The sequence below is a fragment of the Kitasatospora sp. MAA4 genome, assembly GCF_029893355.1.
Taxonomy (GTDB): Bacteria; Actinomycetota; Actinomycetes; order Streptomycetales; family Streptomycetaceae; genus Kitasatospora.
In genome coordinates this window covers 1-25,109 of the sequence record NZ_JARZAI010000024.1, presented here as the reverse complement: position 1 = coordinate 25,109, position 25,109 = coordinate 1, and the positions used below count along the sequence as shown (strand labels likewise).

21 protein-coding genes and 1 riboswitch are annotated in these 25,109 nt (G+C 71.0%); of the genes, 12 read left to right on the top strand and 9 right to left on the bottom strand.

Annotation, left to right across the window (positions count from 1 at the left end):
• Window positions 1-204: 204 nt before the first annotated feature.
• A complete protein-coding gene (locus P3T37_RS27570) occupies window positions 205-1,950 on the top strand; it encodes a putative Ig domain-containing protein (protein ID WP_348533289.1) in 1,746 nt (581 codons plus the stop codon).
• Window positions 1,951-2,005: 55 nt separating this feature from the next.
• On the opposite strand, the gene fahA is transcribed toward P3T37_RS27570, so the two are convergent.
• Together fahA and P3T37_RS27560 are read right to left on the bottom strand one after the other, a co-directional pair.
• Entirely contained in the window at window positions 2,006-3,226 is a 1,221-nt protein-coding gene (fahA, locus tag P3T37_RS27565; protein WP_280726606.1) for a fumarylacetoacetase, read from the bottom strand.
• Window positions 3,223-4,443, bottom strand: coding sequence for a cupin domain-containing protein (locus tag P3T37_RS27560; RefSeq protein WP_280726605.1), 1,221 nt, complete (start codon window positions 4,441-4,443; stop codon window positions 3,223-3,225). The genes fahA and P3T37_RS27560 overlap by 4 nt, the downstream gene beginning before the upstream one ends.
• Window positions 4,444-4,805: 362 nt before the next feature.
• Here P3T37_RS27560 and P3T37_RS27555 point away from each other — a divergent pair, with 362 nt between their 5' ends.
• From P3T37_RS27555 to P3T37_RS27535, 5 genes are all read left to right on the top strand, one after another.
• The gene (locus P3T37_RS27555) at window positions 4,806-6,086 is read left to right on the top strand and encodes an extracellular solute-binding protein (protein WP_280726604.1); all 1,281 of its coding nucleotides are present in this window, start codon (window positions 4,806-4,808) and stop codon (window positions 6,084-6,086) included.
• Between the two features lie 110 nt (window positions 6,087-6,196).
• Window positions 6,197-7,135, top strand: coding sequence for a sugar ABC transporter permease (locus P3T37_RS27550; RefSeq protein WP_280726603.1), 939 nt, complete (start codon window positions 6,197-6,199; stop codon window positions 7,133-7,135).
• A gap of 17 nt (window positions 7,136-7,152) precedes the next feature.
• On the top strand, window positions 7,153-8,064 hold the full coding sequence (locus P3T37_RS27545; protein ID WP_280726602.1) for a carbohydrate ABC transporter permease: 912 nt from the start codon (window positions 7,153-7,155) through the stop codon (window positions 8,062-8,064).
• A gap of 111 nt (window positions 8,065-8,175) precedes the next feature.
• Window positions 8,176-9,906: a glycoside hydrolase family 13 protein gene (locus P3T37_RS27540; RefSeq protein ID WP_280726601.1), complete on the top strand. Its 1,731-nt coding sequence runs from the start codon at window positions 8,176-8,178 to the stop codon at window positions 9,904-9,906.
• A 1-nt stretch (window position 9,907) separates the two neighbouring features.
• On the top strand, window positions 9,908-10,960 hold the full coding sequence (locus P3T37_RS27535; RefSeq protein ID WP_280726600.1) for a LacI family DNA-binding transcriptional regulator: 1,053 nt from the start codon (window positions 9,908-9,910) through the stop codon (window positions 10,958-10,960).
• A 137-nt stretch (window positions 10,961-11,097) separates the two neighbouring features.
• Here the strand turns inward: P3T37_RS27535 and P3T37_RS27530 are convergent, their stop codons facing one another.
• A complete protein-coding gene (locus tag P3T37_RS27530; RefSeq protein ID WP_280726599.1) occupies window positions 11,098-12,276 on the bottom strand; it encodes a transglycosylase family protein in 1,179 nt (392 codons plus the stop codon).
• 7 nt (window positions 12,277-12,283) lie between these two features.
• A riboswitch (cyclic di-AMP (ydaO/yuaA leader) is annotated at window positions 12,284-12,482 on the bottom strand.
• A gap of 474 nt (window positions 12,483-12,956) precedes the next feature.
• Window positions 12,957-13,934, bottom strand: a complete 978-nt coding sequence (locus P3T37_RS27525; protein ID WP_280726598.1) for a hypothetical protein — start codon at window positions 13,932-13,934, stop codon at window positions 12,957-12,959.
• Between the two features lie 473 nt (window positions 13,935-14,407).
• Between P3T37_RS27525 and P3T37_RS27520 the strand changes: the two genes are divergently transcribed.
• Window positions 14,408-14,644: a DUF397 domain-containing protein gene (locus tag P3T37_RS27520; RefSeq protein WP_035804396.1), complete on the top strand. Its 237-nt coding sequence runs from the start codon at window positions 14,408-14,410 to the stop codon at window positions 14,642-14,644.
• A gap of 164 nt (window positions 14,645-14,808) precedes the next feature.
• On the opposite strand, the gene P3T37_RS27515 is transcribed toward P3T37_RS27520, so the two are convergent.
• Window positions 14,809-15,378, bottom strand: coding sequence for an ATP-binding protein (locus P3T37_RS27515; protein WP_280726597.1), 570 nt, complete (start codon window positions 15,376-15,378; stop codon window positions 14,809-14,811).
• Between the two features lie 443 nt (window positions 15,379-15,821).
• Between P3T37_RS27515 and P3T37_RS27510 the strand changes: the two genes are divergently transcribed.
• Window positions 15,822-16,688: a helix-turn-helix transcriptional regulator gene (locus P3T37_RS27510; RefSeq protein ID WP_280726596.1), complete on the top strand. Its 867-nt coding sequence runs from the start codon at window positions 15,822-15,824 to the stop codon at window positions 16,686-16,688.
• Window positions 16,689-16,701: 13 nt separating this feature from the next.
• On the opposite strand, the gene P3T37_RS27505 is transcribed toward P3T37_RS27510, so the two are convergent.
• Together P3T37_RS27505 and P3T37_RS27500 are read right to left on the bottom strand one after the other, a co-directional pair.
• On the bottom strand, window positions 16,702-17,280 hold the full coding sequence (locus P3T37_RS27505) for a TetR family transcriptional regulator (RefSeq protein ID WP_280726595.1): 579 nt from the start codon (window positions 17,278-17,280) through the stop codon (window positions 16,702-16,704).
• Between the two features lie 278 nt (window positions 17,281-17,558).
• Entirely contained in the window at window positions 17,559-19,118 is a 1,560-nt protein-coding gene (locus P3T37_RS27500) for an MFS transporter (RefSeq protein WP_280726594.1), read from the bottom strand.
• Between the two features lie 86 nt (window positions 19,119-19,204).
• Between P3T37_RS27500 and P3T37_RS27495 the strand changes: the two genes are divergently transcribed.
• Window positions 19,205-19,618: a MarR family transcriptional regulator gene (locus tag P3T37_RS27495; protein WP_280726593.1), complete on the top strand. Its 414-nt coding sequence runs from the start codon at window positions 19,205-19,207 to the stop codon at window positions 19,616-19,618.
• 16 nt (window positions 19,619-19,634) lie between these two features.
• Here the strand turns inward: P3T37_RS27495 and P3T37_RS27490 are convergent, their stop codons facing one another.
• Together P3T37_RS27490 and P3T37_RS27485 are read right to left on the bottom strand one after the other, a co-directional pair.
• Window positions 19,635-20,585 carry a M56 family metallopeptidase gene (locus P3T37_RS27490; RefSeq protein WP_280726592.1) on the bottom strand — a complete coding sequence of 317 codons (951 nt, stop codon included), beginning with the start codon at window positions 20,583-20,585 and terminating at the stop codon, window positions 19,635-19,637.
• A 130-nt stretch (window positions 20,586-20,715) separates the two neighbouring features.
• The gene (locus P3T37_RS27485; protein ID WP_280726591.1) at window positions 20,716-21,318 is read right to left on the bottom strand and encodes a DUF5134 domain-containing protein; all 603 of its coding nucleotides are present in this window, start codon (window positions 21,316-21,318) and stop codon (window positions 20,716-20,718) included.
• A 325-nt stretch (window positions 21,319-21,643) separates the two neighbouring features.
• Here P3T37_RS27485 and P3T37_RS27480 point away from each other — a divergent pair, with 325 nt between their 5' ends.
• The 3 genes from P3T37_RS27480 to P3T37_RS27470 are packed head-to-tail and all read left to right on the top strand — an operon-like array spanning window position 21,644 to window position 24,833.
• A complete protein-coding gene (locus P3T37_RS27480; protein ID WP_280726684.1) occupies window positions 21,644-23,023 on the top strand; it encodes a DUF6421 family protein in 1,380 nt (459 codons plus the stop codon).
• A complete protein-coding gene (locus P3T37_RS27475) occupies window positions 23,020-23,763 on the top strand; it encodes an SDR family NAD(P)-dependent oxidoreductase (protein WP_280726590.1) in 744 nt (247 codons plus the stop codon). Before P3T37_RS27480 ends, P3T37_RS27475 begins: the two co-directional genes overlap by 4 nt.
• On the top strand, window positions 23,760-24,833 hold the full coding sequence (locus P3T37_RS27470) for a low specificity L-threonine aldolase (protein ID WP_280726589.1): 1,074 nt from the start codon (window positions 23,760-23,762) through the stop codon (window positions 24,831-24,833). Before P3T37_RS27475 ends, P3T37_RS27470 begins: the two co-directional genes overlap by 4 nt.
• Window positions 24,834-25,109 lie beyond the last annotated feature (276 nt).

Sequence of the window (25,109 nt, the reverse complement as noted above, 5' to 3'; positions counted from 1 at the left end):
GCCGGGGTGATGTTACGGATATGCAAATCTTCTTTACGCCGTCACCGACACGCCGAATTGCGCCAGTTGGACATGTTCCGTTCAAGACTCGGTTGCCAGATCATGGTGGAACGCGACGCACGGCGGCCCCCATGCTGCTTGTCGGCAGTCCGCCTACGCGCGTAGCGACGCCTCAACGTCCCCACACCTCGAGGAGCTTGACGCATGATCAGTGCACGGATGTCCGCAGGTCAGAGGTCCCGACGGGTCCTGGCGGGCCTGTCCGCCACCGCCGTCCTGGCTGCCCTCGGCACGGTCGCCGCCGGCCACCCGGCCACCGCCGCCACCGCCGCGCCGCTGGTGTCCAAGGCAGCGACCGCGCAGCACCGCGTCCTGTTCGACGACACCAAGGCCGAGACGGCCGGCAACGCCGACTGGATCATCAGCACGAGCATGCCCGACCCGCTGGCCGAGAACGCCAACCCGCAGTCCGAGACCGACTGGACCGGCGCGATCTCCTCCTGGGGGGTGGCCCTGCAGCAGACCGGCCAGTACAGCCTCAAGACGCTGCCGCCCGGCAACAGCATCAGCTACGGCAACTCCGCCAACCCGCTCGACCTCAGCAACTTCGACACCTTCGTGCTGCCCGAGCCCAACATCCGGCTCTCCGACGCGGAGAAGACCGCGCTGATGACGTTCGTGCAGAACGGTGGCGGCCTGTTCCTGATCTCCGACCACACCGGCAGCGACCGCAACAATGACGGCTGGGACTCGCCGAAGATCATCAACGACCTGATGTCGGTGAACAGCGTCGACAGCAACGACCCCTTCGGGTTCAGCGTGGACTACAACAACATCGTGTCCGACTACCCGGTCGCCATCCAGGACAGCACCAACCCGGTCCTCAACGGCCCGTTCGGCACGGTCACGCACAGCCTGATCGCCAACGGCACCAGCACCACCCTGCACCCGGCCGACAACCCCAACGTCCGCGGCCTGGTCTACCTCAGCACCGCCACCCCCTCGGGCACCACCGGCGCGTTCTTCACCACCAGCACCTTCGGCAAGGGCCGGGTCGCGCTGTGGGACGACAGCTCCGCCATCGACGACGGCACCGGCGAGTCGGGCAAGTCGCTGTACGTCGGCTGGGCCGACCCCAAGGCCACCAACGCGGCCCTCGGCCTCAACGCCACCGCCTGGCTGGCCGGCGGCGGTTCCGCCACCACCGGCGACACCGTGACGGTCAGCAACCCCGGCGCCCAGTCCGGCACGGTCGGCACCGCGGCCTCGCTGCCGATCGGCGCCAGCGACTCCGCCGCCGGGCAGACCCTCAGCTACAGCGCGAGCGGGCTGCCGGCCGGTCTGTCGATCGACGCCGCCAGCGGGCTGATCTCCGGCACGCCGACCTCGGCCGGCAGCTACCCCGTCACGGTCACGGCAACTGACACCACCGGCGTGGTCGGTTCGGCCGCCTTCACCTGGACGGTCGGCTCGGCCGGGGGCGGCGGCTGCACCCCGGCGCAGCTGCTCGGCAACCCCGGCTTCGAGAGCGGCAGCGCCTCACCGTGGACGCTCGGCGGCTCGGCCCGCCTCAACAGCGGCGGCACCGAGCCGGCGCACAGCGGCACCGAGGACGTCTGGCTGGACGGCCACGGCACCGCCCACACCGACACGCTCGCCCAGACGGTGTCCGTGCCGACCGGCTGCACCAACGCGACGTTCAGCTTCTGGCTGCACGTGGACACCGCCGAGACCAGCACCACCAAGGCCTACGACACGCTCACGGTGACGGCCAACGGCACCACGCTGGCGACCTACTCCAACCTGAACGCGGCCGCCGGCTACGTCCAGCACAGCTTCGACCTGGCGGCCTACGCCGGGCAGAGCGTCACCCTGAAGTTCAGCGGCACCGAGGACTACACCAAGCAGACCTCGTTCGTGGTGGACGACACCGCGCTGAACCTCTCCTGACAACGCCGTGCGGCCCGCCCCGAGCACAACGGGGGCGGGCCGCACGCATGTTCGTTCAGCCCTGGATGGTGCCGGCCACCTCGCCGAAACCGATCCGCACGCCGTCCGCGCCGGGGGCACTGGCCCGCAGCGTGACGGTGTCGCCGTCCTCGAGGAAGGTCCGGGTGGAGCCGTCGGGCAGGGTCAGCGGGTCGCGCCCGTTCCAGGTCAGCTCGATCAGCGAGCCGCGCTGGTCGGCCTCGGTGCCGGAGACCGTCCCGGAGGCGTACAGGTCGCCGGTGCGCAGCGAGGCGCCGTTGACCGTCATGTGCGCCAGCATCTGGGCGGGGGACCAGTAGAGGCCGGCGAACGGCGGACGCGAGACGGTGTGCCCGTTGACGTCCACCTCGATCTGGAGGTCCAGGCCCCAGGACTGCTTCTCCACCAGGTAGGGCAGCGGCTCGGGCAGCTGGACGGGCGTCTGCACCCGGGCGGCCTCCAGAGCGGCCAGCGGGACCACCCACGCGGAGATCGAGGTCGCGAAGGACTTGCCGAGGAACGGGCCGAGCGGCACGTACTCCCAGGCCTGGACGTCGCGCGCGCTCCAGTCGTTGACCAGCACCGCGCCGAAGACGTGCTCGGCGAAGTCGTCCACGCCCACCGCCTCGCCGAGCGCGGAGCCCGCGCCGACGATGAAGCCGACCTCGGCCTCGATGTCCAGCTTCACGGACGGGCCGAAGACCGGCGCCGCGTCGTCCGGGCCCTTGCGCTGGCCGCTGGGGCGGCGCACGTCCGTCCCCGAGACCACGACCGTGCCGGCCCGGCCGTGGTAGCCGACCGGCAGGTGCTTCCAGTTCGGCAGCAGCGCCTCGCCGTTCGGGCGGAACATCCGGCCCAGGTTGGTGGCGTGGTTCTCCGAGGCGTAGAAGTCGACGTAGTCGGCGACCTCGATCGGCAGGTGCAGCTGCACCTCGTCGATCCGGTGCAGGTTGGCCTCCACCAGGCGGCGCTCGTCCTCGGTGGTCAGCAGCCGGGTGACCCGCTCGCGGACGTAGGCCCACTCGGCCGGCCCGCGGCGCAGGAACGCGTTGAGCGAGCCGGTGGCCAGCGCGGCGCCGAGCGAGGTGCCCGCCCAGATCGCGGCCAGGTCCAGCACGCGCTCGCCGATCGCGACGCCGACCCGCGGCTCGCCCACGGGGTGGCCGCCGCGCAGCGGCGTGAAGACGCCGTAGGGCAGGTTCTGCACCGGGAAGTCGGAACCCGCGGGAACCGGGACCCAGGTCTGAAGGGCCGTCACTTGCTTCCACCGTCCTGCGGGCCGCGCCCGCTCCAGCTCCATGCGTACGTGCCGTCGTCGCTCGCCCGGCCGCCCTCGGCGATCTCCAGCGGGCGGAAGGTGTCCACCATCACCGCCAGCTCGTCGAAGAACTCCGCGCCGATGCTGCGCTCGTAGGCGCCCGGCTGCGGGCCGTGGGTGTGGCCGCCGGGGTGCAGCGAGATCGAGCCCTGGCCGATGCCCGAGCCCTTGCGGGCCTCGTAGTCGCCGCCGCAGTAGAACATCACCTCGTCGCTGTCCACGTTGGAGTGGTAGTACGGGACGGGGATCGACAGCGGGTGGTAGTCCACCTTGCGCGGTACGAAGTTGCAGATCACGAAGTTGTTGCCCTCGAAGACCTGGTGGGCCGGCGGCGGCTGGTGGATCCGGCCGGTGATCGGCTCGTAGTCGCTGATGTTGAAGGCGTACGGGTACAGGCAGCCGTCCCAGCCGACCACGTCGAAGGGGTGGGTGGGCGTCACGAAGACCGTGCCGGCCACGCCCTCGCTGCCGTTGCCGCGGTGCTTGACGTAGATCTCGATATCACCGCTCTCGTTTGAGAGCAGTGGTCCCACCGGGCCGCGCAGGTCGCGCTCGCAGAACGGCGCGTGCTCCAGCAGCTGACCGAACTTCGACAGGTAGCGCTTGGCGGGTGTGATGTGGCTGTTGGCCTCGATCGCGTAGAGCCGCAGCGGTTGGTCGCCGGTCGGCACCCAGCGGTGCGTGGTGGCCCGGGGCACGATCAGGTAGTCGCCCTGGCCGGCCTCGATCGTCCCGAAGACCGTCTCCAGCGTGCCGGTGCCCGACTCCACGTAGACGCACTCGTCGCCTATGGCGTTGCGGTAGAGCGGCGAGGGCTGCCCGCAGGCGACGTAGGCGATCCGGACGTCGGCGTTGGCCAGCACGACCCGGCGGCCGCGCACGGCGTCGGTCTGGCGCCACTCCTCGCCGGGGAAGAGGTCGTGCAGCTTGAAGTGGAAGGGCTTCAGCGGGTGGTTCGGCTCGGGCTTGCCCTGCGGCAGGACCCAGATGCGGCTGTCCACCAGCGCGGACGGGATGGCGCGGTGGTAGAGCAGCGAGGAGTCGGAGGAGAAGCCCTCCTCACCCATCAGCTCCTCGTAGTAGAGGCCGCCGTCCTCGTTCCGGTGCTGGGTGTGCCTTTTGGGCGGCACCGTGCCGACGGTGCGGTAGTACGCCATAGTGCGCCTCCTGAGCGACTGGCCCTGGACTGCGCCGGCCAGGGCTTCGTCCGCCCTTTGGGTGGGGGCGAACAGACCAATCCCAAGGCCAGCGGGCCTGTGGTGTCAAGGACAGCCCGATTTCTCCTGGGCCGGCAGGGCCCGAAGACGGCAGGACGCGCCTCGGCAACTCTCCGGACACGCGGATGTAACGATCCCCGGAATCCTGCAAGAAACTTGCTGCAAGGACTTTCAGCAGCGATTGCATCGCTGTTACGTTCCTGCACAAGCCCGACGGCCCAGCCAGTCAGGTCGGCACGGGACGGCCATTATGCGCGTCCCCCACCCATCCCCGGGACCCCCACCCCCTCCAAGGAGTTCTCATGCGGCGTGGCATCGCGGCCTCTGCCCTCGTTGCGGCCCTCGCGGTCTCTCTCGCGGCTTGCGGCAGCAGCGGCTCCAGCTCGTCCACCGCGGGCAACGGCCCGGTCACCATCACCTACTGGGACACCTCGAACGCCACCAACGAGGCGCCGACCTACCAGGACCTGGCGAAGAAGTTCGAGGCCGCCAACCCGAACATCAAGGTGAACTTCGTCAACGTGCCGTTCGACTCGGCGCAGAACAAGCTGCAGACCGCCATGGGCAGCAAGGGCGCCCCGGACGTGTTCCGCTCCGAGGTCGGCTGGACCGCCGCCTTCGCCAAGGCCGGCTACCTCACCCCGCTGGACGGCACCCCGGCGCTGGCCGACTCCGCCGCCTTCCAGCCCAGCCTGCTCAAGCAGGCCAGCTTCCAGGGCAAGACCTACGGCGTGCCGCTGGTCACCGACACCCTGGGCCTGCTCTACAACAAGGCGCTGTTCGCCAAGGCCGGCATCACCGCCGCCCCCACCACCTGGGACGAGCTGAAGGCCGACGCCGCCACGCTCAAGGACAAGACCGGCGTGGACGGCTTCGAGATGCGGGCCGGCGACGGCTACTACGCGATGCCGCTGCTCTTCGGCGAGGGCACCGACATGGTGAACACCCCGGCGAAGAAGATCACCATCAACTCGCCGCAGGCCGCCGCGGCCGTCGAGACCTACAAGTCCCTGTTCACGTCGCCCGGTACCGTCAAGGCCGACCTGACCTCGGACGGCTACGCGCACATGATGGACGCCTTCAACACCGGCAAGGTCGCGGCGATCATCAACGGCCCGTGGGAGATCACCAACATCTACCAGGGCTCCGCGTTCACCGACAAGACGAACCTCGGCATCGCCGCCGTCCCGGCCGGCTCGGCCGGCAAGCCCGGCGCCCCGACCGGCGGTCACAACATCGCCGTCTACGCCGGCTCGGACGCGGCCCACCAGGCCGCCGCCGAGAAGTTCGCCGCCTTCATGACCTCGGCCACCAGCCAGACCGAGATCGCGCAGAAGAACTCGACCCTGCCGACCCGCTCGGACGCCTACACCCCCGCGCTGACCGCCGACCCGGGCATCGCCGGCTTCCAGGCGATCCTGCCGGTCGCCCAGCCGCGCCCCGAACTGCCGGAGTACAGCTCGCTGTTCGCCTCGATCGGGACCAACCTCGGCAAGATCCTGCAGAACCAGGAGAGCACCCAGGCCGGTCTGGACTCCACCGCGGCCGACTACGCCAAGCTCCTCCCGGGCTTCGGCAAGTAGGAACCCCTCCAGCCGCCCGGCCCGCGAGCACCGCAGGCCGGGCGGCCACCCGCACAGCAAGCACGTTCGCCGTAGCGAGGCTGCGGACCTCTGGAAAAGGTGTGTCTCAGATGGTGGAGCGCCTCAAGCTCTCGTACAGCAGGCACTGGTACGCCTACGCGATGGCCGCGCCGGTCGTCATCGTGCTCGGAGTGCTGGTCGCCTACCCGCTCGGCCGCGGGATCTACCTGACCCTGACCGACGCCAACAGCCTCAACGTCGGCCACACGGTGGGTGTCAACCACATCCCCGACACCTTCAAGTTCGTCGGTCTGCAGAACTACGCCGACGTGCTCTGGGGGCAGGGCAGTTACGACCGCTTCTGGTCGCACTTCGTGTGGACCATCCTGTGGACGGTCATCTGCGTCACCCTGACCTACGGCTCGGGCCTGGGCCTCGCCCTGCTGATGAACCGGCAGCTGCGCGGGCGCACCGCCTACCGGCTGCTGCTGATCCTGCCGTGGGCCGTGCCGACCTTCGTCACCGTCTTCTCCTGGCGCCTGATGCTGGCCGACGGCGGCATGGTCAACACCCTGCTCGGCGCCCTGCACCTGCCCCAGCCCAGCTGGTTGGAGGACCCGCTGGCGCAGAAGGCCGCGGCGATCCTGGTCAACACCTGGTGCGGCGTGCCGTTCATGATGGTCTCGCTGCTCGGCGGCCTCCAGTCGATCCCCGCCGAGCTGTACGAGGCGGCCGAGATGGACGGCGCCACCGGCTGGCAGCGCTTCCGCTACGTCACGCTGCCGGGCCTGCGCGCGGTCAGCAGCACGGTGATCCTGCTCGGCGTGATCTGGACCTTCAACCAGTTCGTCATCATCTTCCTGCTGTTCGGCAACAACGCCCCGGACGTGCAGATCCTGGTGACCTGGGCCTACCAGCTGGGCTTCGGCCAGCAGCCGCGCGACTACGCGCAGTCGGCGAGCTACGGGATCATCCTGCTCTCCATCCTGATCGTCTTCACGACCTTCTACCAGCGCTGGCTCAAGCGCAACGACCAGGGCGTCATCTGATGGAAGGCAGGCCTCCGTTGAGCACCACCACCGATATCCCCACCAAGGCCGCAACGGCTGTCGCGGCCACCGCCCGCCCGGCGGTCCGGGTGCGCCCGCGCGGCCAGAGCAGCCCGGCCGCCGCCGCGCTCTCGCACGGCATCCTGATCCTGGCCGCCCTGGTCGCGGTCTTCCCGGTGCTGTACCTCTTCTTCATCGCGCTCGGCCCGGACAAGACCGACTACCTGCACCCGGGCGACATCCTCGGCAAGGCCACCTTCGCCAACTTCGGCAAGGTGCTGGGCCAGACCGACTTCCTCAGCTGGTTCGGCAACTCGCTGATCGTGGCCGGCGGCACCACCGTCTTCGGTGTGCTGATCGCCGCCACCACCGGCTACGCGGTCTCCCGGATGCGCTTCCCGGGGCTGCGCCCGCTGATGTGGTCGCTGCTGATCACCCAGATGTTCCCGATCGCCGTGCTGATCGTGCCGATGTACTACACGCTGGCCAACCTCGGTCTGCTGGACACCTACAGCGGTCTGATCCTGGTCTACGCGAGCACCGCGGTGCCGTACTGCGCCTGGCTGCTCAAGGGCTACTTCGACACCATCCCGGTGGAGATCGACGAGGCCGGCCGGGTCGACGGGCTCACGCCGTTCGGCACCTTCTGGCGGCTGATCCTGCCGCTGGCCCGCCCGGGCCTGGCGGTGGCCGCGTTCTACACCTTCCTGACCGCCTGGGCCGAGGTGCCGTTCGCCTCCACCTTCATGCTCAGCTCGGACAAGTACACCCTCGCGGTGGGCCTGACCACCTTCGTCAGCCAGTACGAGAGCCAGTGGAACCTGATGGCCGCCACCTCCGTGCTGATCGCGATCCCGGTCTCCGCGGTCTTCTACCTGGTCCAGAAGCACCTGGTCACCGGACTGACCGCAGGTGCCGCGAAGTCGTGACCCGAATTCCCTGACGCACCGTCAGCCCCTCCCAGTACTCTGCCTGTTGCCGCGCACCGCCGCACCGCTACGGCGGCCGGTGCGACACCTAGTCCCCAAGGGATCCCGTCCATGACCCAGAACCTGGCCGACGCCTCCCGGCCTGCCGCCGCTGCCCCCGCACCCGCCGCCGCACTCGGCACGGCGGACGCGAACTCCGGTGAGCCGAGAGGCTGGTGGCGGGACGCGGTGATCTACCAGGTGTACCCGCGCAGCTTCGCCGACTCCAACGGCGACGGGATGGGCGACCTGCCGGGCGTCCGCAGCCGGCTGCCGTACCTGCGCGACCTGGGCGTGGACGCCGTCTGGCTCTCGCCCTTCTACGCCTCCCCGCAGGCCGACGCCGGCTACGACGTGGCCGACTACCGCGCGGTGGACCCGATGTTCGGCACCCTGCTGGACGCCGACGCGCTGATCCGCGACGCGCACGCGCTGGGCCTGCGGATCATCGTCGACCTGGTCCCCAACCACTCCTCCGACCAGCACGAGTGGTTCCAGCGCGCCCTGCGCGAGGGCCCGGGCTCGGCGCTGCGCGACCGCTACCACTTCCGTCCCGGTCAGGGCACCGACGGCGAACTGCCGCCCAACGACTGGGAGTCCATCTTCGGCGGCCCGGCCTGGACCCGCACCACCAACCCGGACGGCACCCCCGGCGACTGGTACCTGCACCTGTTCGCCCCCGAGCAGCCCGACTTCGACTGGGACCACCCGGCCGTCGGCGACGAGTTCCGCTCGATCCTGCGCTTCTGGCTGGACATGGGCGTCGACGGCTTCCGGGTCGACGTCGCGCACGGCCTGGTGAAGGCCCCCGGCCTGCCCGACCTCGGCTCCCACGACCAGCTCAAGCTGCTCGGCAACGACGTGATGCCGTTCTTCGACCAGGACGGCGTGCACGAGATCTACCGCACCTGGCGCCGGATCCTGGACGAGTACCCGGGCGAGCGGATCGCGGTGGCCGAGGCGTGGACCCCGACGGTCGAGCGCACCGCCAACTACGTGCGCCCCGACGAGCTGCACCAGGCCTTCAACTTCCAGTACCTGGGCACCTCCTGGGACGCCGCCGAGCTGCGCACGGTGATCGACACCTCGCTGGCGGCGATGCGTCCGGTGCACGCGCCGGCCACCTGGGTGCTCTCCAACCACGACGTCACCCGGCACGCCACCCGCTTCGCCAACCCGCCCGGCGGCACCCAGATCCGCGAGCGCGGCGACCGCGAACTCGGCCTGCGCCGGGCCCGCGCCGCCACCCTGCTGATGCTCGCGCTGCCCGGCTCCGCCTACCTCTACCAGGGCGAGGAGCTCGGCCTGCCGGACGTCACCGACCTGCCCGACGAGGTGCGCCAGGACCCGTCGTTCTTCCGCGCCAGCGGCCAGGACGGCTTCCGCGACGGCTGCCGGGTCCCGCTGCCGTGGTCCGGCGAGCAGGCGCCGTACGGCTTCGGCCCGACCGCCGGCGGCCCCAGCTGGCTGCCGCAGCCCGCCGAGTGGGCCGGACTCAGCGTCGAGGTGCAGACCGGCGACCCGACCTCCACCCTGGAGCTCTACCGCAGCGCCCTGACGCTGCGCCGCGAGCACCCGGCGCTCGGCGCCGGCACGGCGGTGACCTGGCTGGACGCCCCCGCCGACGTGCTGGTCTTCCGCCGCGACTCGGCGGCCGGCTCGTTCGTGTGCACCGTCAACACCGGCGCCGAGCCGGTCCGGATGACGGCCCCGGGCCGCATCCTGCTGGCCTCCACCGAGGCCGTGGCGGTGGAGGGCGAGACGGTTCTGGCAGCGAACAGCACCATCTGGTGGGCGGTCTGACATGGTTGCAATAGGCTCTGGGATCGTGACTACGGCGCGACTTTCGGACATCGCGGCGCAGGCGGGGGTCAGTGAGGCCACCGTTTCCCGCGTCCTCAACGGCAAGGCAGGCGTCTCCGCGACCATGCGGCAGACCGTCCTTGCGGCGCTCGACGTGCTCGGCTACGAGCGGCCGACCCGCCTGCGGCAGCGCAGCGCCGGCCTGATCGGGCTGATCACCCCGGAGCTGAGCAACCCGATCTTCCCCGCGCTGGCCCAGGTGATCGAGCAGGTGCTCAGCCGGCACGGCTACACGCCCGTGCTCTGCACCCAGACGCCGGGCGGATCCACCGAGGACGAACTGGTGGAGATGCTGGTCGAGCGGGGGGTCGCCGGCATCGTCTTCGTCTCGGGCCTGCACGCGGACTCCACCGCCGACCACGACCGGTACGCCAAGCTGACCGGCCGCCAGGTGCCGTTCGTGCTGATCAACGGCTACAGCGAGCGGATCGCCGCGCCGTTCATCTCCCCGGACGACCGCGCCGCCATGTGGATGGCGGTCCAGCACCTGGCGGAGCTCGGCCACGAGCAGATCGGCCTGGCGGTCGGCCAGCGCCGCTACGTCCCCGTGCTGCGCAAGATCGAGGGCTTCACGGCGGCCATGCAGTCGGTGCTCGGCAAGAGCGCCGAGGAGGCCGAGGCGCTGGTGCACCACACGCTGTTCAGCGTGGAGGGCGGCCACGCGGCGGCCGGCGCGCTGCTCGACCGGGGCTGCACGGCGATCGTCTGCGGCAGCGACATGATGGCGCTCGGCGCGATCCGCGCGGTGCGCCAGCGCGGGCTGAGCGTGCCGGGGGACGTCTCGGTGGTCGGCTTCGACGACTCGCCGCTGATCGCCTTCACCGAGCCGCCGCTCACCACCATCCGCCAGCCGGTCGAGGCGATGGCCACCGCGGCCGTGGACGCCCTGCTGGAGGAGGTCGGCGGGAACTCGGCCCAGCGCGGCGAGTTCATGTTCCAGCCGGAGCTGGTGATGCGCGGCTCGACGGGCGCCAACACGCACCGCGCGGGCTAATCGCGGCGCCGGCGGCTGCGGCTCTACGACGCGGTGGCCGGCGAACCCAGCAAGCCGTGACGCCCGGTCACGACGGACGGCCCGCCGCCCCCTGAACCAGGGGGAGGCGGGCCGTAGCCGTGTCAGCGGGTTGTGATTCAGACCCGACCGGCGAAGTCCGGCGCCCAGTTGGCGATGGTCTCCATGTGGACGCCCACGCTGGGGTTGGCGGCCTCGACGTACGAACCGTTGCCGACGTAGATGCCGACGTGGTAGACGCCCGAGTCGGCGCCGTTGTTCGACCAGAAGAGCAGGTCGCCGGGCTGCAGGGCGTCCAGCGAGACGTGCGTGCTGGCGGCGGCCTGGTCGGCGGCCACGCGCGGGATCGAGATCCCGGCCTGGGCCAGCGCGGCCTGGGTCAGGCCGGAGCAGTCCCAGCCGCCGTTGCCGGTGCCGCCGTAGATGTACGCCTGGCCGACCTTGGACTCGGCGAACGCGACCGCGGCGGCCATGCTGCCGGTGACCGGGGCCGGGGTGGTCTTGGCGGCCGGAGCAGCCGGAGCGGCCTGGGTCGCGGGAGCGGCCGGGGCGGGGGTGGTCGAGCCGTTCCAGCTGCCGTTCCAGTCGCTGCGGTGTGCCGCGGCCGGGGTGGCGGTGGCGCCGCCGAGCGAGAGGTGCTGGCCCGGGTAGATGGTGTTCGGACCGTGGGTCAGCACCGACTTGTTGAGGTCGTAGAGGTGCTGCCAGCCGCCGTCGACGTGGTGGCTCTGCGCGATGCTGGAGAGCCAGTCACCGGCCGCCACCGTGTAGTCGGCGTCGCCCGCCGGGGCGGCGGTGTGCTGCCAGCCGGAGTGCTGCGTGGCGCTGCTCTGGCCGGAGGCGGCCGGGGCGGGGGTCGACGGCGCGGCCGGGGCGGCCGGCGCGGGGGTCGAGGAGGCGGCGGTGTTGACCGCGGCGGGGGCGCCACCGGCGGTCAGGCCGGCCTGGATGGAGCAGACCGGCCAGGCGCCGGGGCCCTGGGAGGCGAGCACCTTCTCGGCGATGGCGATCTGCTGGTCCTCGGTGGCCTGGTTGGCCTGCGGGGCGTACTGGGTGCCACCGAAGGCGGCCCAGGTGGAGGCGCTGAACTGGAGGCCACCGTAGTAGCCGTTGCCGGTGTTGATGCTCCAGTCGCCGCTGCTCTCGCACTGGGCGACCTTCTCCCAGGTGGAGACGGGGGCGGCGGAGGCGGTGGTGGCGGTGATGCACGGGAGGCTGAGGCCGAGTCCCACGAGGCCGGTCGCGGCGATGACGCGACGGGTGCGGGTCGAGCGGTTCGTACCAGTGATGGGCAGCATGAAGTCGCGTTCCTCTCCTACGCCTACGAGGTGAGCTGTCGGATTCGGGCTGGAGTTGCCCGGCCGTGCTGAGCACGGCTTCACCCCTAGCTCCGGGTCGTCGGTCCGAGGACCGGCCCGGGGCGGCTTACCTGGTTCCCCCGCTCCTGCCGTGGTGCGTGCTTGCGTGCCAGTGGTCCGGTGGCAGGATTCGGCGTCCGGATTGCTGGGTCCGTGTGACCACGAACGGGAGCACGTTAGACAGACTTAAGTTGAAACCGCAAACACCTGTGACGCCGGTCACACCGGCCTCAGTGGCCCCTTTTGCATCAGGGGGGAGATCAACTGACTGGCCGTCTGCGGAAAGGGTCGTTCGGGTCCGTTCCATCACCGGCAACCGGTCGCGCCGGCAACGGAATTGCCGCCCTCTCAGCTCCGAGGTCAGCTGACGTCGCATCCGGCCCGAGCCCTCCGATCCCGGCTCGCGGGCGGGTCGCCCGCGCCGGCCGTGGCCGGTTCGTGACCTTGGCTCGGGACCAAGGACTCCTCGCCCGGGCTTGCCCGCCGGGCGGTCTGACGCTTCGCCGGGGGCCCGAGAAGTGCGCTATGTCCGTTCTGTCCCTGCGCGGATATGACTGTGGGCCGGTCGTCCGCTCGGCGGCTGACCGGCCCACAGGTCCTACGGGTCGTGAGGTGCTGCTCTACTGCTCCGTCTGCTCGTCGGCCTCGGCCTGCTCGGCCTCCGCCGCGGCCACAGCGCCCACCGCGGCCAGGTACCCGGCGGCCACCAGCTGACCGATGGTCGGGTAGCCGCCCAGCGCCTCGGCGCTCGGGCAGCCGGTCTCCTCGCCGGCCGCCAGCAGCAGCTCGGCGTCCACCTCGGGGCCGATCACCAGCGGCGCCAGCGCCGGGCGCTGCGAGCCGGTGGCGCGCAGGTGCTCGACGGCGGCCAGCACGGCACCGGGGACGTCCAGGGCGGCCGCCACCACGGGCACCGCGAGGCGCGCGGCCAGCAGCACGCCGGTGATCTCGGCCGCCGCGGCGGCCTCCTCACCGCCGGCGGTGGTCAGCACCACGCCGTCGGCCGAGGTGGCGATGGCGAACAGCCGGGCGCGGTCGGCGCGGGCGAGGCCGGCCTCGGAGAGCCGCACGTGCACCGCCTCCGCGAGCAGCGGGTGCGGGCCGAGCACGTCGGTCACCGTCGCGCCGCTCTCGGCGGCCAGCTTGTGCAGGACCGTCAGGCAGTCGTGCGGGCCGGTCAGCAGCGGGACGAGCACCGGGGCGGGCAGCCCCGCCTCGACCTCGGCGGCGATCAGCTCGGCCACGCTCGGCAGCGAGCGGTCCATGGACGGCAGCCCGAAGCTCACGAAGCTGTCCAGGGCGTCGAAGGCGTCCTCCTGCGGCGCGCCGCCGTCCACGGCGTCAGCGTCGGCATCGGCCTCGGCGACGGTCAGCAGACCGGCGGCCACGGCGATGCCCGGCTGTTCGCCGCGGATCACCGAGAGGATCTCCTCCACCACGGCGAACGCCTCGGGCGTCGTCGCGGCCGGAACGGCGAGCACCAGGCCGGGAGCGCCGGTCGGCACCTCCGGCCGCTCGGGCCGACGGTGGCGCCCCCTCGCACGGGAGCCTGGAGTGCGGACGGGCAGTGGTGCGCCCGGGGTGGCAGCAGTGCTCATGGCGAGATCGTAGGACATTGGAGGGTGTCGTCCGCATTCGGCTGCCACCACAGCAGTCCTGGCCCCCCTCATCTGCCCGACAAATGAGACATATGCCATCAAGTCTCCCGTTCGCCCTGGGCGATGTGACGGTGCGTGAGTAATTCGCTGCACTGTTGATCATTTGATCGCCATCCCGGCCGCGCTCCGTTCGTGTGCCGCATGCTTCGCGATCAACGGCCGGTCACCGGCTCCTGCCTGAATAGTGATCATATGTCCACTTACGCACCGTCAGGTGAACCCGAGGCGCCAACGATTGTCACGTCCCGTACAAGCGCGTGCACGCGCAAAATCACATGCCGATGCACGTGCACTGGAGTTATCATCACGACAAGTGAGGCATCAGCCCTGCCCGCACGAGCCGGAAGGCGGCCGGCGGACGGAGCGGGCGGTCGCCGAGCGGTACGAGCACTCCAGGCTCTTGGGAGATTTCTATGCACCACACGTACAACGGCATGGCGGCTGCGGACCTCGATGGCGTGGTCTGGCAGAAGAGCCAGTACAGCAACTCGAAGGGGAACTGCGTGGAGCTCGCGGCACTCCCGAGCGGCGAGGTCGCCATGCGCAACTCCCGCTTCCCGGACAGCCCGGCACTGATCTACACGCGCGCCGAGATAGCGGCGTTGCTGCTCGGCGTGAAGGACGGGGAGTTCGACCACCTGGTCGGCTGAGCGTGCCGGCGGGTGACACGCCGTCGTGGGGGAAGGTGCCGCGACGGCGTTCGGCGTTGCCGGGGGCCGGCCGTGGGGCGCGGCCCTGCCCGTGGGTCGGGTGGGACGCGGGAAACAAAAGAACGCCGCGCACGGGCGCGGCGTTCGTTGCACGGCGGGGGCGCCTAGGCCGACCGGCGGTGGCGTCCGGCTGACGCGGGGTCGAGGGAGTGTTCCGACCCGGTGGCCGGCGCGTCGTCGGCCTCGAAGAGCGCCCAGACCACCTTGCCGGCCCCGGCCAGCGGGTGCCAGCCCCACGAGCGGCTGAAGGAGTCCACCAGGTGCAGGCCCCGCCCGGACTCGGCCACGAAGTCGGCCTCCCGGGTCACCGGTCCGTCGCTGCTGGGATCGCTCACCGCGCAGACGAGTTGGGGTGCTCGGTGCACCAGGCTTATTCGGATCGGCAGCCGGCTGTCCAGGCTCTGCGCGGGCCCCGGCTGGGCCGGGAGCGCGATGCGGGACGGGCTGCAGCCGGTCCGCAGGTCGGCGGCGGTGGGCTCACCGATCGCGTGCCGCAGCGCGTTGGTCACCAACTCGGAGGCCACCAGGGCCACATCGTCGAAGAGATCGTCGAGTCCCCACTGCCGCAGGGTGGTTCGGGCGAAGTCGCGGGCCGTTCTGACGGCCTCGTAGCGAGGCGCGAGCGTACAGGTGACGACGTCGGGATCGACCGCCAAGGCCGTACCGGTGCCCATGAAGAGCTCCTCCCATAAGGGGGCGGACACGGCTGGACCCGGCGGGGTCATGCCGGTCACCTCCGACTCGCTCGGCCGCTGCGCCGTCGCCTCGATCCGACACGATCGCCGCACAACGATCCGGACACGCGGGAACGCGCCCGGCAGGTGTGCGGAAGTCGCGCGTGGGGTCGACGGCGAAGCCCGCGGATGTCTCAGGGGTTGTGCATGTGCACGTGCACCATCGTGCTCTGCGCTCACGGCAGATGCAAGAGTCGATTCACGTGCAGTCGCACTATTGGCATATGCAGAAGCCGGATGCACGTGCATCTGACCGTGCTGATGGATGTGCCGATGGACGTGCCGATGCCGAATTGATAGATCCATCTGCCACTACAGGCACTGTGAGCGCCCAGTTGATGGCAGACTGTGCGCTGTTTTCCCGAGTCGGAGGTTTCCACGGCATGACCACAGTTCAGCCCGGCGGCGGCTCGATGGTGCGCCGGATCCTCCTGGGCTCCCAGCTGCGCAGACTGCGCGAGAGCCATGGCATCACCCGCGAGGACGCGGGCTATGCCATCCGCGCCTCCGAGTCGAAGATCAGCCGCATGGAGCTCGGCCGCGTCAGCTTCAAGGAGCGCGACGTCGCCGACCTGCTCAGCCTGTACGGCGTCGAGGACGGCGGGGAGCGCGAGTCGCTGCTCGGCCTGGTCCGCGAGGCCAACAAGTCCGGCTGGTGGCACAGCTTCAACGACGTGCTGCCAGGCTGGTTCCAGACCTACGTGGGACTTGAGGAGGCCGCCGCACTGATCCGCACCTACGAGGTGCAGTTCATTCCCGGCCTGCTGCAGTGCGAGGAGTACGCCCGGGCGGTCTTCGGGCAGAGCCGGCCGGTGCTGAGCGAGGAGGAGATCGACCGGATGGTCGGCCTCCGGCTGCGCCGCCAGCGGCTTCTGACGGACGGTCAGGGGCCGCGCCTGTGGGCCGTGATCGACGAGGCGGCGCTGCGCCGACCGGTCGGCGGGCCCAAGGTGATGCGCAGTCAGCTCCAGTACCTGATCGACGTCGCCGAGCAGCCCAACGTGGTGATCCAGGTGATGCCGTTCCGCTTCGGTGCCCATGCGGGGGAGAGCGGCGCGTTCAGCATCCTGCGCTTCCCCGAGCAGGACCTCGCCGACGTGGTCTACCTGGAGCAGCTGACCAGCGCGCTCTACCTGGACAAGCGCGACGATGTGGACGCCTACGTCCAGGTCATGGAGCGGCTCTGCGTGGACAGCCTCACCCCGGAGCGCACCATCGACCTGCTCACCACCATCCTGGCCGAGAGCTGACGGCCCCTGGCCGCTACGGCCAGGGCGCCAGCTGCGGCCGGGGCGGCGCCTGCGGCTGCGGGGGCGTGCCCAGCTCCCAGGCGAGGCCGTAGCGGGCGAACAGGTCGGCCCGGATCGGCGGCAGCGCCGTCGGCGCCCCCGGCAGCAGCAGGCCGATGCAGGCGCCCATCAACGCACTGCGCAGCAGCGCGTGTTCGGCGGCCGGTTCGGCCACGCCCCAACCCGCCAGGACGTCCTGCAGGATCGCGCCGAGCTGCTGCTGCTCGGGATCCTGGACGAAGCCCCCGACATCGGGGTCCAGGATCAGCGCGAGGTGCGAGCGCATCACCCGCGGGTGGTCCATCGCCAGGTTGAGCACGGTGTCGATCACGCAGGCCAGCCGCTCGCGGGCGGCGGCGTTCGGCGCCAGCCTGCCCAGCTCCTCGGCCAGCCGAAGGTGCATCAGCCGGTGGGTCGCCGCCTGCATCAGCAGCCGCTTGCCCTCGAAGTAGTACGACACCAGGCCGCGGGCGAGTCCGGCCTCCTCGGCGATGTCCGCGAGCGTCGTGGCGGCGTATCCGCGCTGGTCCACGAGGTCCACAGTGGCCCGCATGATGCGTACACGTGAGCGACGGCGCATCTCCTCGTTGACCGATTCCCCGCGAGGTGCCATCGTGTCAGCTCCGTACGTTGATTGGCTCCAGGCCAATATACTTCTCGAAGCGGGCTGCCGATGGCATTCGCCCGTTTTGGGAGCATGCGCCGGCCCGGTACGGAGCCGGCAGCGGCCTCACCAGCGCGGGGGGACTGGTGAGTCCGCCGCCCGCCGGGCAGCGCAGGGGGCTGCCCGGCGGGCGCCGGCACGACGTACGCGGTCCCGACGCGGACGGGTCAGACCCGGTCCGCCGCCTCGGCGAGCGGCGCGGCCTGCGGCGTGCCGGGGCCGGCGGCCCGGCTGTAGTCGTAGTCGGGCACCGCGGCGGTCGGGACGGCCGCGGCCCGCCGGCGGTCCAGCACGGCACCAATCGCCGTGACGCTCACGCCGATCAGCGCGACGCCGGTGACCAGCAGCAAGGCGGGGCGGTAGCCGGCGAGTTGGGCCTGCGGGCTGGTCCCGCCGTGGCTGCCGGCCGTGATGACGGCGGTGGCAGCCGCGAGCACCAGGGCGCTGCCCACCTGGAAGGCGGTGTTGACCAACCCCGAGGCCAGCCCCTGCTCGTCGTCGGCCACCCCGTCGGTGGCCGCGATGTTCGCCGACGGGAAGGCCAGCGCGAAGCCGATGCCGAGCAGCAGCATGCTGGGCAGCACCAGGACCAGGAAGGAGCTGTGCGCGTCCATTCGCAGGAAGAGCGCGTACCCGAGGAGCAGGGCGAGCGATCCGGCGGGCAGCAGCCTGCTGGTCCCGAAGCGGTCGACGATGGCGCCCATCCTGGGGGCGGAGAGCGCGACCAGCGCGCCGGTGGGCAGGAAGGCGAAGGCCATCTCCAGGGCCGACCAGCCGAGCAGCCGCTGGAGGTAGAGGGTGGCGATGAACTGGAAGCCCGCGTAGCTGCCCATGATCGTGAGACCGGCCACGTTGGCCCGGGCCACGCTGCCGTTGCGGAAGATCCCGAGCCGCACCAGCGGGTGCGCGGTGCGCGTCTCGATCAGCAGGAAGGCCGCGCCCAGCACGGCCACCACCACCAGCGAGCCGATCGTCCGCAGGCTCGCCCACCCGGCGCTCTGCGCCTCGGTGACGGTGAACACCAGCAGCAGGAGTGCGCCGGTGCCGGTGATCGCCCCGGCCACGTCGTAGCCGCCGGAGCCGCGCTCGGCGGCCTTGGGGCGGGGGATCAGCCGGATCGCGAAGACCAGCGCGATCAGCGCGACCGGGACGGGGCTCAGGAAGGTCCAGCGCCAGCCGGCCGAGGTGAGCAGGCCGCTGAGCACCAGGCCGAGCGAGAAGCCGCTCGCGCCGCAGGTGGTGTAGATCGACAGCGCGCGGTTGCGGGCCGGGCCCTCGGCGAACGTGGTGGTGATGATGGAGAGGCCGGCCGGTGCGGTGAACGCGGCGCTGACGCCCTTGAGGAAGCGGGCCGCGATCAGCAGGCCGCCGTTGTCGACCAGGCCGCCGAGCAGCGAGGCGGCGGCGAAGACGCCGAGGGCGAGCAGGAAGACCCGGCGCCGGCCCAGCAGGTCCGCCGCGCGTCCGCCGAGCAGCAGCAGCCCGCCGTAGCCGAGCACGTAGCCGCTGACCACCCACTGCAGGGTGGAGGTGGAGAGCCTGAGGCTGGTACCGATGGACGGCAGTGCGACGCCGACCATCGAGACGTCCAGCGCGTCCAGGAAGAGGGCGGTGCAGAGAACGATGAGGGTGCCCCAGAGCCGTGGGCTCCAGCGTTGCGGGCCGGATGGTTCGTCAACAGGTCGGTGCGGGCGCGTGGTTGTTCCGTCGAGCGGCGCTGTGGTCATGGGCAGAGATTACATGCATGTGCACTCAATGCAAGTAACTATAATGTGAACACATATAGTGCTCATGCATGTGGTAGCATGCGGATGTGTCTACACCTGACTCGGCTGAGACGGCTTCCCTGGTCTGCGAGTGGCGTGACCTGCTGGCCCGCCACGCGGCCACCACCTGTGCGCTCGATCGCGAGCTGGGCGAGCACCACGGCCTGGGCATGAGCGAGTTCGAGGTGCTGGAACGGCTCGCCGAGGCGGTGCCCGGCCAGGACGGCGCGAACCTGCGCGTCCAGGAGCTCGCCGAGACGGTGCACCTCAGCCAGAGCGCGCTCTCCCGGCTGATCGGCCGGCTGGAGAAGGCCGGACTGGTCGAGCGGGTGATGTGCCAGCTGGACCGGCGCGGCATCTACGTCTCACTGTCGGACGCCGGGCGCGAGCGCTACGAGGCCGCCCGTCCGCTCCACCGCGCGGTCCTGGAACGGACGCTGACAGCCCGTCAGCCCACCTGAGAACAGCTGCGGCTGCTCAGTGCAGCGCGCTGAGCCCCGGCGCCACCGCGAGCAGCACCACCGCGGCCGGCGCCGCCAGCCCGACCACCGTCAGCCGCAGCCGCCGCAGCGCCGTCAGTCGCGGCTCGCCGGCCAGCAGCCGGTCCACCCGGCGCGGGGCCTGGGCCAGTTGCCCGGGGCAGGAGAGCTCGAACACCCCCCGCTCGGCGTTCAGTTCGACCATCGCCAGGGCTGTGGTCAGCCGCCCGTGCCGGCGGGCGGCCCGGTCGTCCGCCGCCAGCTCCACCAACTCGCCCACCTGGTCCCGGAAGGCGCTGAACACCCCGACCCCGGGGAAGCCGGCCGCCAGCGCCTGGGCGCACTGCGAGAGCCAGTGGTGCCGGGCCCGGACATGGCCGCGCTCATGGCTCAGGACGGCCGCCAACTCCCGGTCCGACAACCGGTGCAGCGCGCCGGTGGTGACCACCAGCCGGGCGCCCGGCCCCGGCAGGGACCACGCCTCGGGCCGCAGACTCTCCAGCACGATGAGCCGCTCGCGTTCAGTGGGCAGCGCGCCGATGCCGGCCGGCAACTCCGGTGCGCGGTGCGACAGCTCGGCGTGCCGGTGGTCGCGCAACGCTCGTGCCGAGCGGACCTCCCGGCGCAGCGAGAGCGCGGTCCGCAGCCCGCCGAGCGCCAGCAGTGCCGCGCAGAACCGGCCCCAGCCTTCGGCCCCGGCCAGCCCGTAGGCGGCCTCCACCCCGTGCGGGGCGCCCGAGAAGAAGAGCGAGCGCACCTGCGGCAGCGCCGCCGAGACGGCCAGCAGCAGGCTGAGCACGCAGCACAGCAGGACGGCCACCACCAGGCACTGCCAGACCAACAGGGCGAGGACGGGTTCGCGCTCGGCCCAGCGGGCACGCGCCAGCACGGCCGGCCCGGCGGTGGACAGCAGCACACCGAGCAGCAGCAGGCCGAGCAGGGCCGTCATGGCAGGGGCTCCCCAGGGGAGAGAAGGCGCAAGTAACGCTGCGGCTCAACCTAGGCGCTCCGCGGGCGCCGTGGAACCGCTTCAACGCCGCAGTGACCAACGCCACGCACCGGCATCCGCCCTGCGCTTGTCAGAGGGTCAGCAGCATGGCGAACATCCCGACGCCCATCGCGAGTCGGCACGCCTTGGGGAGGCCGCCGGCGCCGAGCAGGGAGCCCGCCGGCCCGGCGCCGTGGTGCTGGCCGGTCACGGTGAGCAGACGGCTGCCCGTCCAGAGCGCGTAGCCGCCGAAGTAGAGCAGCAGCAGGCCGGTGACCGCCGGCAGGCCGACCGCTGCGCCCATCGGCATCGCCATGCCCGGGTGCGGGCGTCCGCTGCCCATCGCCAGTGTCATGTAGACCATGGCCACCGCCCCGACGCTGTGGTGCAGGCGGTGCGCCCGCACCCGGGCCGTCCCGCCACCGGCCGCGGCCAGCAGGGAGACGGCGGCCAGCAGCCCGAAGAGCCAGGCCCACAGGGGCGGTGGCAGACGGTCGCCGGCCGCGATCATCGCGGCCATGCCCAGGCCCATCGCGGCCTCCGCCGCGTCGGACTCGCGACCCAGTCCGTCCGGACCCCCGGTCCCGGGCGCGGCTCGGCCGGCGGCCGTCGCGCGCATCCGGAGCAGGCAGAGCCCTCCGGCGACGGCGGCCACCGCCGCGAGCAACCAGCTGAGAACGGCTGGTCCGTACATCGGCCCCCCTCTTCGCCGCCGGTACGGGGATACCGACCACGATCACCGCTCGGCGGCCCCGCCAGCAGGGCGCGCACAGGGGCGTACGGAGGTGCGCCGTTCAGCGCGCAGCCCGTTGCACGCCTGGCGAGGGGCAGGTCCGGCGGGTTCACTCGGAGAGGGGGAGGGGAGGCCGACGACCGGAAGGCTTCCCGGTGGACGACACGCTGCGTACAGAATTTCTCACAGAACACGACTTGAACAGGAGAACCTTTCGTCCTTATCGTGTCCTTGATTCAGTTACTCCTGTGGAAGTAGGTCTCCTGTGCAGAATCTTTCGCCGAGGCTGGCTGGGGCGACCGACCTCCCAGCGGCCTTCTCCAAGGACCACCCCGCCTGGCAGCGGCTGAAGCAGGCCGTCGAGGCGCTGCGCCCGCTCCAGTCCAAGGACGGCTCGATCGACCTCGCCGCCGTCCAGCGGCACACCGTCGACCCGCTGGTCAGCACCGTCCTGGAGGCCGTCCGCGAGCTGGCGCCGCACTTCCCGCACGACGCGGCCTACCTGGAGGCTGTCCAGGCCGACCTGCGCAAGTGGGCCGACACCGGGTACCGCGAGCCCGACTTCCTGGACTCGCTGCTGGCCTTCCAGCCCGCGGCCGAGAGAGTCGACGGTCTCGACCACCTGGTCGTCTTCCCGATGTACACGCAGAACGGCAACCCGGACCGCAACCTGGAGGCCGTCCTGCTGAGCGTGGTCTGGCCGGACTGGCTGGCCGAGCTGGAGCGGACCCGCTTCGACAACCCGATGTTCGTCCCGATCACCTTCACGGACTTCACGGCCGGGTACGACACCAACTCCGCGGTGCTCTTCCCCGAGACCGTCGCCGTCCGCAAGGCCCCCGAGCGCTTCACCTGGGGCGGCATCTTCTGCGACCGCGAGGCCGCCCGCTTCCGCGCCGTCACCACCTCCGCCGTCGCCACCCTCGGCCTGGAGATCCCCGCGGACGCCGCCGCGCTCCTGGAGGACCAGCAGCGCTCGCAGCAGACCTTCGTCCTGTGGGACCTGGTCCACGACCGCACCCACAGCCACGGCGACCTGCCGTTCGACCCCTTCATGATCAAGCAGCGCAGCCCGTTCTGGATGTACGGTCTCGAGGAGCTGCGCTGCGACCTGACCGCCTTCAAGGAGGCCGTCCGCCTGGAGGCCGAGGGCTACGAGCAGGGCCGCGACGTCCAGTACGCGATCCTCTTCGACCGGATGTTCCGCTTCCCCGTCTCCGGCGACCGGGTGCGCAACTACGACGGCCTCGGCGGCCAGCTGCTCTTCGCCTACCTGCACAAGCACGACGCGCTGCGCTGGCGCGACAACCGCCTGAGCATCGACTGGGACCGCGTCGCCGAGGTCACCAACGCGCTCTGCGGCGAGATCGAGGCGCTCTACCGCGCCGGCATCGACCGGCCCAAGACCGCGCACTGGATCGCCGCCTACGAGCTGGTCTCGCGGTACCTGACCCCGCACCCGGCCTCCACCTGGGCAAAGGGGCCGTCCGCCCTCCCGCTGGCGACGGCCGACGGCAAGGCGCTGAACAAGGCCCTGTGCGACGCCGTGCTGCCGGACGAGTTCCCGCTGAGCATGTTCTTCGAAGCCCTGTCCAAGAAGCTGAGCGGCGTCATCGCCGCCACCACCGGCATCACCGGCGCCGGTATCCAGGAGGTCGCCGCATGAGCACTCTCGACGGCAAGGTCATCGCGGTCGCCGGCGCCAGTGGCCCGGCCGGCCAGGCCACACTTCGCCGCCTCGCGGCCGGCGGCGCGACCGTCATCGGCGCGGACATCGACCAGCGGCGCCTGGACGCGGCGATCGCCGCGGTACGCGTCGGCGTCCCCGGCGCCAAGATCAGCGGGCAGGTCATCGACCTGCTCGACCCGCAGGAGGTGCACGACTGGGCCGACCACCTGGAGGCCGAGCACGGCCGGGTCGACGGCCTGTTCCACCTGGTCGGCGGCTGGCGCGGCGCCAAGTCGTTCCACGAGTCGCGCATCGACGACTGGGACTTCCTGCACGACACCGTGGTCCGCACGCTTCAGCACACCTCGCTCGCCTTCCAGCCAGCCCTGCTGCGCAGCGAGGCCGGCCGGTTCGCGATGATCTCAGCTTCTGCTGCTCACAAGCCCACCTCGGGCGGCGCCGCCTACGCGGCCGCCAAGGCCGCCACCGAGGCCTGGACCCTGGCGATGGCCAACTCCTTCGTGAAGGAGACCACCCAGGCGGACGGCGTCCCGACCGCGGCGGCTGTCATCCTGGTGATCAAGGCCCTGCTCAGTCCTGAGATGCGGGCCGAGAAGCCGGAGGCCAAGTTCACCGGCTACACCGAAACCGCCGAATTGGCCGACACCCTGGCGGACCTCTGGTCCCGCCCCGCGGCAGAACTGAACGGACAGCACCAGTGGCTGACAGCCCGATGACCCACCCCACGGACGCGCAGCGGCGGCACGACCCCGCCGTGCGCGGGTTCGCCAGCGACAACTACGCCGGCGTCCACCCGGAGATCCTCGCCGCGATAGCCCTCGCCAACGACGGGCACCAGGTCGCGTACGGCGAGGACCAGTACACCGAGCACCTCCAGGACGTCTTCCGCGCCCACTTCGGCCCGCAGGCCGAGGCCTACCCCGTCTTCAACGGGACAGGCGCCAACGTGGTCTCGCTCCAGGCCCTGCTGCCGCGCTGGGGCGCGGTCATCGCGGCCGGCAGCGCGCACATCAACGTGGACGAGTGCGGCGCGCCGGAGAAGGTCGCCGGAATCAAGCTCCTCACCATCCCCACCGAGGACGGCAAGCTCAGCCCCGAGCTGATCGACCAGCAGGCCTGGGGCTGGGGCGACGAGCACCGCGCGCAGCCGCTGGCGGTCTCGATCACCCAGAGCACCGAGCTCGGCACCCTCTACACGCCGGAGGAGGTCAGGGCCATCTGCGAGCACGCGCACGAGCGCGGCATGCTCGTCCACATGGACGGCTCGCGCCTGGCCAACGCCGCCGCGTCGCTGGGCCGGCCGTTCCGCGAGTTCACCACCGACGCCGGGGTGGACGTGCTCTCCTTCGGCGGCACCAAGAACGGCCTGCTGTTCGGCGAGGTCGTGGTGGTGCTCAACCCGGAGAAGGTCCGGAACATCAAGTACCTGCGCAAGATGTCGATGCAGCTCGCATCGAAGATGCGCTTCGTCTCCGTGCAGTTCGAGGCCCTGCTCACCGGTGACCTCTGGCTGCGCAACGCCGGCCACGCCAACGCGATGGCGACCCGGCTCGCCGAGGCGGTGCGCGGGATCGACGGCGTGACGATCGTCCGCCCGGTCCAGGCCAACGCCGTCTTCGCGCTGCTCCCGCGCGAGGTCAGCGAGCGGCTGCAGAAGCGGTACCGCTTCTACTTCTGGGACGAGCACACCGGCGAGGTCCGCTGGATGGCGGCTTTCGACACCACGGAGGCGGACATCGACGCCTTCGCGGAAGCCATCAAGGAGGAGATGGGACGCACGGCCTAGGGTCGTCGTACCTGTTCTGACGTGCCGATCGTCCCTTCCCGGGAGTCCGGGGAGGGACGATTTGCTTGTGGCGGGCGGATCCCCGTACAGTTCCGGAGTCGCACCGAGAGGGGCGGCAAAGCGAGTCGGGAAAGTGAAACTCCGGTAAAACGGGGTGAAACAAGTCTGATAAGCTGATCGAAGAACGAACGAAGCGCCCGGAGATACTGCGAAGGCAGTTCGAAGGAAGTGTCCGTTCCTTGAGAACTCAACAGCGTGCCAAAAGTCAACGCCAGA